The sequence below is a fragment of the Corynebacterium sp. HMSC075F02 genome, from assembly GCF_001838335.1.
GTDB classification, from domain to species: Bacteria; Actinomycetota; Actinomycetes; order Mycobacteriales; family Mycobacteriaceae; genus Corynebacterium; species Corynebacterium jeikeium_D.
Genome location: NZ_KV836310.1, coordinates 108,940 through 117,963, shown reverse-complemented (window position 1 = coordinate 117,963; position 9,024 = coordinate 108,940). Strand labels below are relative to the sequence as shown.

7 protein-coding genes and 1 tRNA gene are annotated in these 9,024 nt (G+C 60.0%); 5 read left to right on the top strand and 3 right to left on the bottom strand.

The genetic code is table 11. From position 1 onward, the window contains the following. Positions 1 to 36: 36 nt before the first annotated feature. Positions 37 to 168, bottom strand: coding sequence for a hypothetical protein (locus HMPREF2920_RS10985; RefSeq protein ID WP_256381222.1), 132 nt, complete (start codon positions 166 to 168; stop codon positions 37 to 39). Positions 169 to 456: 288 nt separating this feature from the next. Between HMPREF2920_RS10985 and topA the strand changes: the two genes are divergently transcribed. Further along, on the top strand, positions 457 to 3,417 hold the full coding sequence (gene topA / locus HMPREF2920_RS04300; protein WP_070546343.1) for a type I DNA topoisomerase: 2,961 nt from the start codon (positions 457 to 459) through the stop codon (positions 3,415 to 3,417). Positions 3,418 to 3,463: 46 nt separating this feature from the next. Here topA and HMPREF2920_RS04295 read toward each other — a convergent pair whose 3' ends face one another. Beyond that, positions 3,464 to 4,777, bottom strand: coding sequence for a DUF418 domain-containing protein (locus HMPREF2920_RS04295; protein WP_371259422.1), 1,314 nt, complete (start codon positions 4,775 to 4,777; stop codon positions 3,464 to 3,466). A 208-nt stretch (positions 4,778 to 4,985) separates the two neighbouring features. Between HMPREF2920_RS04295 and HMPREF2920_RS04290 the strand changes: the two genes are divergently transcribed. Next, a complete protein-coding gene (locus HMPREF2920_RS04290; protein ID WP_016421941.1) occupies positions 4,986 to 5,576 on the top strand; it encodes a hypothetical protein in 591 nt (196 codons plus the stop codon). Next, the gene (locus tag HMPREF2920_RS04285; protein WP_005511351.1) at positions 5,577 to 5,780 is read left to right on the top strand and encodes a helix-turn-helix domain-containing protein; all 204 of its coding nucleotides are present in this window, start codon (positions 5,577 to 5,579) and stop codon (positions 5,778 to 5,780) included. It abuts the gene before it with no gap. 49 nt (positions 5,781 to 5,829) lie between these two features. On the opposite strand, the gene HMPREF2920_RS04280 is transcribed toward HMPREF2920_RS04285, so the two are convergent. Further along, entirely contained in the window at positions 5,830 to 7,356 is a 1,527-nt protein-coding gene (locus HMPREF2920_RS04280) for an adenylate/guanylate cyclase domain-containing protein (protein WP_070549776.1), read from the bottom strand. 82 nt (positions 7,357 to 7,438) lie between these two features. Here HMPREF2920_RS04280 and HMPREF2920_RS04275 point away from each other — a divergent pair, with 82 nt between their 5' ends. Beyond that, the gene (locus HMPREF2920_RS04275; protein WP_070546349.1) at positions 7,439 to 8,812 is read left to right on the top strand and encodes a DNA polymerase III subunit delta'; all 1,374 of its coding nucleotides are present in this window, start codon (positions 7,439 to 7,441) and stop codon (positions 8,810 to 8,812) included. 134 nt (positions 8,813 to 8,946) lie between these two features. After that, positions 8,947 to 9,019, top strand: a tRNA-Thr gene (locus HMPREF2920_RS04270). Positions 9,020 to 9,024: the final 5 nt, after the last annotated feature.

Here is a 9,024-nt window from a genome sequence, read left to right as displayed (position 1 = left end):
CATAAACTCATACAGTTTCACATTTGCAGCCCGCGATCACGCGGCCGCTGCGGCGGCTGCGCCCGCTGCGGCCTGTTGTGACCAGCCACTGACAGCCACGGGGATGATCATGGCCAGCCGCACAGCAGTCGTCGGGTCGGCAACTGCCGGCCACCGGGGATCCCCCACAGCAGCCCCTTCAGTCACACCCAAAATCCGCCCGATACTTGAGGAATCCACGCGACAAACTAGATTGTGTGTACGGTATTCCTTATATTCTTCATATTCTTTCCAGATAATCTTCCGGGGAGAACGCGGCCGGGAACTGATTTGCACTGATCGGAACCGGTTGGAACCGATTGCGGGCCTCTCACAGCTGAAGCCCAGCCAGAGTCCGGCCAAGAACCCCAAGATTTAAACGAAAACAAGAATCTAAACAGTCAAAAACATTCAACGTTGCAGGATAGAAAAACTTCTATGGCGAATTCAGACGGCCTCAAGCGCCTTGTAATTGTCGAGTCGGCGACGAAAGCTCGCAAGATTCAGCCGTATCTCGGCGATGATTACATCGTGGAGGCGTCGGTGGGCCACATTCGCGACTTGCCCCGTGGCGCAGCCGACGTTCCGGCTCGTTACAAGAAGGAGCCCTGGGCTCGTCTGGGTGTGAATGTCGACAACGGATTCGCTCCGTTGTATGTCGTCAGCGCTGATAAGAAGAAGAAAGTCGCTGACCTGAAGGCCAAGCTCAAGGAAGTCGACGAACTCTATCTCGCAACTGACCCCGACCGTGAGGGCGAGGCTATTGCCTGGCACTTGCTGGAGGTTCTGAAACCCAAGGTGCCGGTGCGTCGCATGGTGTTCCATGAGATCACCAAGCAGGCCATCCTGGAAGCCGCCGCCAACACCCGTGAGCTGGACCAGAACTTGGTTGACGCCCAGGAGGGTCGCCGTATCCTCGACCGTCTCTACGGCTACGAGGTCTCCCCGGTGCTGTGGAAGAAGGTCATGCCGCGCCTGTCGGCAGGCCGTGTGCAGTCGGTGGCAACGCGCGTCATCGTCGAGCGTGAGCGCGAACGCATGGCGTTTATCTCCGCCGAGTACTGGGATGTCGCCGCAACTTTGGACACCGGCTCGGCTTCTGCTGACGCCAACCAGCCGAAGGAATTCGTCGCAACCCTGACCAGCGTTGATGGTCAGCGCGTAGCGCAGGGCCGAGACTTCGATGACCGTGGCCAGCTGAAGAAGTCCGATGGCATCCGGGTCGTCGATAAGCAGCTCGCCGAAACCCTGGCGGCGGACCTCGTGGGCTCTGAGCTCAAGGTCGCGTCGGTGGAGGAGAAGCCGTACACGCGCCGCCCGTACCCGCCATTTATGACCTCCACGCTGCAGCAGGAGGCGGGTCGAAAGCTGCATTACACCTCTGAGCGCACGATGCGTGTGGCGCAGCGTTTGTACGAAAACGGTCACATTACCTACATGCGTACCGACTCCACGACGCTGTCCAAGGCCGGTATCGATGCCGCGCGTAAGCAAGCGCTGGAGCTCTACGGCTCGGAGTATGTCGCCGATGCGCCGCGCCAGTACTCGCGCAAGGTGAAGAACTCGCAGGAAGCGCACGAGGCAATTCGTCCGGCGGGAGAGACGTTCGCAACGCCGGGGCAGCTGGCGGGATCGCTGGATGCCGAGGAGTTCAAGCTCTACGAACTGATCTGGCAGCGCACGGTCGCCTCGCAGATGGCCGACGCACGCGGCACGTCCATGAAGGTCACCATCGCTGGCGCCACCGACACGCACGCCGTCGAGTTCGCCTCCACTGGACGCACGATTCGCTTCCCGGGCTTCCTCAAGGCATACGTTGAGGTCTCCGCGCTTTCCGACGGCCGCAAGGTCGCCGACAACGCTGAGAAGCGTCTGCCACAGTTGACTGAAGGCCAGGGCCTGACGGCCACGGACTTCAGTGCCGACAGCCACTCCACCAACCCGCCTGCGCGCTTCACCGAGGCCAGCTTGGTGAAGAAGATGGAGGACTTGGGAATTGGGCGTCCGTCGACCTACGCGTCGATTATCAAGACCATTCAGGATCGCGGCTACGTCTACCCTCGCGGCAACGCTCTGGTGCCCTCGTGGGTGGCCTTTGCCGTGGTGGGGCTGATGGAGGAAGCGTTCTCCGATCTGGTCAACTACGACTTCACCTCCGAGCTGGAGGATGAGCTCGACGGCATTGCTGCGGGCAATAAGGATCGCACGACCTGGCTGACCGGTTTCTACTTCGGCGATGACAAGGATCACCGCCACAAGGGAGCCGACGCTATTGCGACCCACGGTGGTCTGAAGAGCATCATCGATGTGAACTTGGAATCGATTGATGCTCGGAAGGTCAATTCGCTCCACCTTTTCGACGATGCCGAGGGCAACCCGATCATCGTTCGCGTTGGCCGCTATGGGCCGTACCTGGAGCGTACGCGCCCGGGGGCCGGTGAAAACGGTGCCGACGAGGTGCAGCGCGCCAACATCCCGGAGGCCATGACTCCGGACGAGCTGGATCTGGCCGCTGCCGAGAAGCTGCTGGCGATGCCGCAGGGCGGACGTGAGCTGGGCATTAACCCGGCCAATGGTCGCATGATTGTTGCTCGTGATGGCCGCTACGGCCCCTACGTCACCGAGCTGGTTACCGATGAAGAGCGCGAAGGTGTCGTAGCCAAGGCTGAGGAGATCATCGCAGCTGAGCGCGCCGAAGAGGACGCTCAGCGCGCTGCCGAGGGCAAGCGAAAGAAGAACTGGGAAACCAAGACCGCTGCCAAGCAGAAGGAAAAGCGCACCGCGGAAATCATCGAGGAAACTCTGAAGCCGAAGACGGCCTCGCTGTTTTCCTCCATGGAGCCGTCGACTGTCACGCTGGAAGAGGCTCTGAAGCTGATGAGCCTGCCGCGCGAGGTCGGTGTCGACCCGGTCGATAACGAGGTTATTACTGCTCAGAATGGCCGTTACGGTCCGTACCTGAAGAAGGGCACGGACTCGCGTTCACTGGCTAACGAAGAGCAGATTTTCACCGTGACATTGGACGAGGCGCGTCGTATCTACGCTGAGCCGAAGCGCCGCGGTCGCGCTGCTGCGAAGCCGCCGCTGAAGCAGCTGGGCGACAACGATGTCTCCGGTCGCCCGATGTCGGTGAAGGATGGCCGATTCGGTCCGTACGTCACCGATGGTGTCACCAATGCTTCGCTGCGCAAGGGGGATACGCCTGAGACTCTGACCGATGCCCGCGCCTGCGAGCTGCTGTCTGAGCGCCGCGCGAAGGAAGCCGCCGATGGTGGCACTAAGAAGGCTGCGAAGAAGTCGACTCGCAAGACCACGAAGAAGGCTGCGAAGAAGACCACCAGGAAGGCAGTCAAGCGCACCACCAAGCGAGTGGTGAAGGCAACGCGTAAGGGCAAGTAGCGCATTGACCGTTAGCCGCGGCAGGGGCGAAATGGGTGCAGAGCACTTAAGCGCCCGGCGCCCCCTGCGGAGCTGGTGCGCCCGGCGCCTCCTGCGGAGTTGGCTTGGGGCCACCGACCCCGGCCAACTCCGCCCGCATCGTCGGCCCGTACGACAGCCGGCGATGCACCTTCTCAAACGGACCCTGCATGCCGCGACGCTCCATCGCCCACGCGGCGAACAATGTCACCAACCAGACGCCCACAGCAATGAGAGTTTGCACGAACGCGCCCATGTCGCGCGGGATGTCCAGCATAAATGGGTACACCAGCACAAAGAAGATGACCGACTGCATCAGGTAGCCTGTCATCGAACGCTTGCCGAGCGCCACAATCGGCACCAGCCAACCAGGTACAGCGGCGCCCTCGTTCAGGCGTCGTTGGAGCGGCTGCAGTGCTAACGCCAGCCCGGCCAGAATTCCCGGGCCGGTGAAGACTCCAGCAAAGCTGTTAATTACCACGAAGGCCATGTGCTGTCCGGCTGGAAGAACACCAATCGCTGCCAACCCCATAGGGATGCCGATACCGAAAGCCACGACCACAGCCACCACGAGCCACCGAATAAGCAGGGGGCGGTGCGCGTCAACGTCGTCAAGCACGCCCTTGCGAGCCCACACGAAGCCAATCATCATCACCGGCAGGTAGAGGAACAGCTGCAGCGGCAGAGTAGTGATGCTCATTGTCAGGGCCTCGAGATTCGCGGCGAGCATATCCAGGTAACTTGTTTCAATCGCACCGCCGTTGACGAGCTCGGTCATGTCGGAACCGTCCAACCCGACGTCGGGCATCGCAATTGTGAAAACCAAAAACAGCAGGCTCAATACCGCATTAACTGTCAGCGCAATCCATGCGAGGATAGTCAGCACTTTGTTGCTAAGCCCCATAAGCAGCCCCAGGATGATGCCGCAGATGCCGTAGAGAAACATGATGTCGCCAAAGAACAGAAACAGCATGTGCGCGATGCCGAACAGCCCCAGGAACGCATAACGCTTTACGACGACCACTCGCGCCCGCGACCGTGGAAAGTTCCTCCTGGCCAAACTGCGGACAATGAGTCCGACACCGAAACCGAGCAGCGTTGCGAACATCGGCAGCCCGCGATTGTGTGCGGTCACAGCGGTAAAAAGCACGGTGGCCTTGTCGGCGATGCTGTCGTTTATGACGCCGCCGAAGAATGCTCCGGGCAGCTCGGGGCTTGCAACCAGCCAGGCAGTGGCAATGTTTGCGATAGCGATGCCGAGAAGAGCGAATCCGCGCGCAGCGTCGGGGACGAGCATGCGAGGTCTGGGGTTGGTGCTAGAGCTGGAGCGGCTGTCAGTCATTCCTCCAACGTAAAGGATTTGCGGGAGGGTACGCAGGTTGGCGGCGGACGGCGATTGTTGCAGGAGCCTTGCGACATATCGAAAAGCGATATAGTATCGAAAATCGATACATCGAATAACGATGTGTTGGGGTTTGGCTGCAGCTCCAAGCGCCCCGCAGAATAATCTCACTAACCGCGCCAATTACGGTGCAGTAAGGAAGTTAGCTATGGTATCTCCACAGACCAAGAAGCCAAATGACCCGTATGTCAATCAAACTAAGGAGCGCCGGGATGTAATCGTGAGCCTTTTTGCCGGAGTGTTTGCACTGGTTTACATTTTGCTCCAGCTCCGCCATCCGGTTCTTCATCAGCAGTTCCCCAGTGATCTGACCCTGCTTTTGCCCGAAGTGCTGGGAAGTGGCAAAGGGGTTCCTATCGAGGTTATGAGTGGTGGAGTCCTCTCCTTGTTTATTGCTGCGACTGTTGTTCGATGCGCTATCGTCGCCGCGATTGCCGTGCTCTGCGTGTTGTTCTCACTCTCGTACCTGAAGGGCGAGTTTTTTACAGTTAAGACTGCGCGACGAGTTATGGCTATCTCCTGGCTGGTAGCGATGTATCCGGCAAGTAGTTTCCTACAGCATATGGGTGAAAACTGGGTCGCAAGTGGCCTGAATCTGAGCGCGTGGTACCAGCGTGATCATGCCGATTTCAATGAGCACCTGGGAATATGGTTTGTGCTTATGATAGTCATCTCCACTCTCGGAGTTATGTTGTTCCGAGCTGCGCGAATGCAGGAAGATCAGGAAGGACTCATTTAAATGGCGAAGGTTGTGTGCCACTTAGATGAGCTGCTTGAAAGCCGCGGAATGACGTTGGCAGCCCTTTCCGAACAGGTCGGGGTCACTCCGGTCAACCTCTCAGTGCTGAAAAACAACAGGGCGAAGGCCGTGCGATTCACGACGCTCACTATGTTGTGCGAAGCTTTGGACTGCCAGCCAGGAGATTTATTCTCGGTGGAGTAAGTGTGTTCGCCGTCTGAGAAGTCTAGGGGTACTGGGCGCCCAACGAGCCCTAAGCTTCGTCGGCAAGCGTCGGGCGCACCGGGCGCGCAAGCTGCGTCATGTGCGTACGGCCGCGCAGCTCCACGGACTTCAGGGTGGTCCAGCGAGCCTGCTCGTCCTCGTTGGCCAGGCGAATGGTGGAAGCTGTGGCGAGCACGCGGCCCGGGGTGTCCTTGGCCAGCTCGGTCAGACGGGCAGCCTGGTTAACCGCGTCACCAATAACCGTGTATTCAAAACGGTCGCGGGCACCGATGTGGCCGGCAACGACGTGCCCGGCGGAGACGCCGATACCCGCGGTGAGCTGGAGGTCGAGCAGTTCCTCGCGCAGTTCACGGGCGGCTGTGAGGGCGTGCCCAGCAGTGTCATCGAGGGGCAGGGGAGCGCCGAAGACAGCCAGAGCCGCGTCACCCTGGAACTTGTTGATAATGCCCTTATTGCGGTGCACACAGTCAACAACGTGGTCGAAGAAGGCATTGAGCTCACGGACAACGACTTCTGGCGAGTTCTTCTCCGCGAAGTTGGTCGAACCAATCACGTCCACAAACAGCACCGCGACGAGGCGATTCTCGCCGCCCAAAGTCGGCTTTTCTTCCAGAGCCTTACGGGCGACCTCAGACCCGACATAGCGGCCGAAGAGGTCACGGACCCGCTGACGCTCCTGCAGGCCACGCATCATTTCATTGAAACCCGCCTGGAGAACGCCCATCTCGGAGCCGTCGTAAATAGGCACGCGCGTATCCACCTGGCCCTGGCGGACCTTGTTAATCGCACCCGTGAGATCACGAATCGGGTCGACGATGGACATAGTGGCCAACATCGTGCCGAAATAGCCGGTAATCAGAGCCAGAATTGCCAGCGCGGTGATGGTGGGCAGCAAATCTGCCGCGTCATCTGTGAATAGACCACGGCGCTGACCTATCAGCACAAGCAGGATTGCTACCACTGGAACACCGCTGGTCAACACCCACGTCTGGCGCAGGCGGTGGCCAATCGGTGGCTCCAGCGAAGAATCCGGGGCCCTACGCGCCAGCGCCTCCACAGCAACCGGACGCACCATGCGCTCCGCAATTAGATAGGTCAACAGTGCCACCATGGCGCCACCGAGCACCGAGGTGAGCAGCACCATCAGGCCAATCTTGCTGTCATAGGCGAACGCGACTCCACTGAAGACAATCACGCCCAGAGACCAGATGACGGTACCCAAGAGTGCCTGATAGACAGGCACGCGCATGACCAGATAGCGCACCCGCCGCGGATCGTGCAGCTCTGGATGACGCTGCCATTTCAACAGCGGCTTGAACAGGATCCAAGTAGTGCCGATTCCCGCAATAATTGCCAGAACCAGGTAACCAGCCAGGGCATAGATGACCCCATTAGCCAACCGCGGCAGGTGAGTTTCTTGGTTCAGTGGCAACAGCATGCCGAGGAACAAGCCGACAATCATGGCTCCGACAAGGTTGCAGACGAAGATAAATGAGGCATAAGCAGGCCACATTGTCCCGCTTAGCCATTTCAGATTTCGCCAGAGCCGTTGCATGATTACTACCTTAGTGGCAACCCCGGATTGCAGGGAGTAGTTACCTCACAAGAGTCTCGTGGGGCGCGCTAGAGTTGTGGCCATGACAGAGCCGATGACAGAGCGCAGCGTGTTTTCTCGTATGCCCGAAACCGGTGGGGTTCGCCAGCGGCTGCAGGCTGCTGTGCGCGCTGCGCATTATCGCTTTGCCAACGGTCAACCGCTGGCAGGCGATGGGGTGGAGGTTTCGCCGGAAGGTGGGGACGCGGGGTCGTCGTTAAGCGATGTGCCACGCGACTCGGACATGACGCACGCCTGGCTGTTCACGGGACCTGCGGGGTCGGGGCGGTCGGTGACGGCGACGGCGTTTGCGGCGGCGCTGCTGTGCACGCGGCATGACAACCCCGGATGCGGCGAGTGCGAGGGCTGCCGGACGGCGCTGGCGGGAACACATGGCGATATCAAGATTGTGCGCCCGGAGGGCACCATCATTTCCGTGGCGACGGTGAGGGACGAGCTGCGGCCCTGGGCCTACAAGATGCCCACAACGGCGGATTGTCGCGTGCTAATCATCGAAGACGCCGACCGCCTCAACGAATCCGCCTCAAATGCGCTGCTCAAGGTGGTGGAAGAACCGCCGCTGCGCACCGTCATCATCATGTGCGCACCAACGACGAACGCGGAGGATTTCTCCGTTACGCTCCGTTCGCGCTGCCGCCACGTCTATGTGCCGACGCCGCATATCGACGACGTCACAAACCTCCTGCGCGCCGAGCGGCCAGAGCTTACCGACGAGCAAGCGGTCTGGGCCGCGACGGTGTCCAACGGTCACATTGGGCGTGCGCGTGGCTTTGTCTCCGATGAGGGCTCGCGTGCCTGGCGGGGCAAGGCCCTGGATTTCGTAGAGGCCGTGTTCGACCCGGCGAAGTCGTATTTGGCGGCGCGAGAGTTAGCCAACGAAGTGGCTGGCGAGGTGAAGCGGCGGATGGAGCCACTAGAGGCTGAGGAGCTGGAGAACCTCGAGCGCTCACTGGGCGTAGGTGCGTCCGGCAAGGGTGCGCAGGCGGCACTGCGCGGCTCTAAGGGGGTTATCAAGGAGCTGGAGGAAAATCAGAAGCGGCGGCGCAGGCGCGCGGAGTCAGATCTGATCGACCTGTCGTTGACCGACATTATGGGGCTTTACCGTGACGCCCTGGTGCTGGCGTTTGGGGCGGAACGTGGTGGTGAGACTGCTTCGGGGGATTCGGGCTTTGGTGCTGGTTCTGAGTTTGGCGATGGCGCGGTCTACCTCATAAATCCAGACCGTCGTCGGACAGCCACGGAGCTAGCCCGACGCCTTCCGCCGGAGGCGATATTGGCCTCCATCGATGCTGTCACCGAGGTGCGCGGCATGCTCGTGACTGCAGTGAAGTTGACGGTCTTGATGGATGAATTGATGGCTAAATTGCAGATCGCGGGGCAGGTTGGTCGTAGGTAAGCCGGTAGCCGCGCCTAATGCAGCGGACTGCAGGCCCCATTTTGGTAGCGATGGGGGCAGTACAGTAGTATTACCGCTTGTACATTTTGTGCAGGGTTATTTCTGCTTGCTTGAAAGCTCGGCGCAATGTGCGTGCCGCCTTAGCTCAGTCGGTAGAGCGTCTCACTCGTAATGAGAAGGTCGCGAGTTCGATTCTCGCAGGCGGCTCGGTT

Excerpts from the sequence above, each read along its gene's own strand:
- topA (WP_070546343.1), top strand. The coding sequence starts at position 457 with ATGGCGAATTCAGACGGCCTCAAGCGCCTTGTAATTGTCGAGTCGGCG.
- HMPREF2920_RS04295 (WP_371259422.1), bottom strand. The coding sequence starts at position 4,777 with ATGACTGACAGCCGCTCCAGCTCTAGCACCAACCCCAGACCTCGCATG.
- HMPREF2920_RS04290 (WP_016421941.1), top strand. The coding sequence starts at position 4,986 with ATGGTATCTCCACAGACCAAGAAGCCAAATGACCCGTATGTCAATCAA.
- HMPREF2920_RS04285 (WP_005511351.1), top strand. The coding sequence starts at position 5,577 with ATGGCGAAGGTTGTGTGCCACTTAGATGAGCTGCTTGAAAGCCGCGGA.
- HMPREF2920_RS04280 (WP_070549776.1), bottom strand. The coding sequence starts at position 7,356 with ATGCAACGGCTCTGGCGAAATCTGAAATGGCTAAGCGGGACAATGTGG.
- HMPREF2920_RS04275 (WP_070546349.1), top strand. The coding sequence starts at position 7,439 with ATGACAGAGCCGATGACAGAGCGCAGCGTGTTTTCTCGTATGCCCGAA.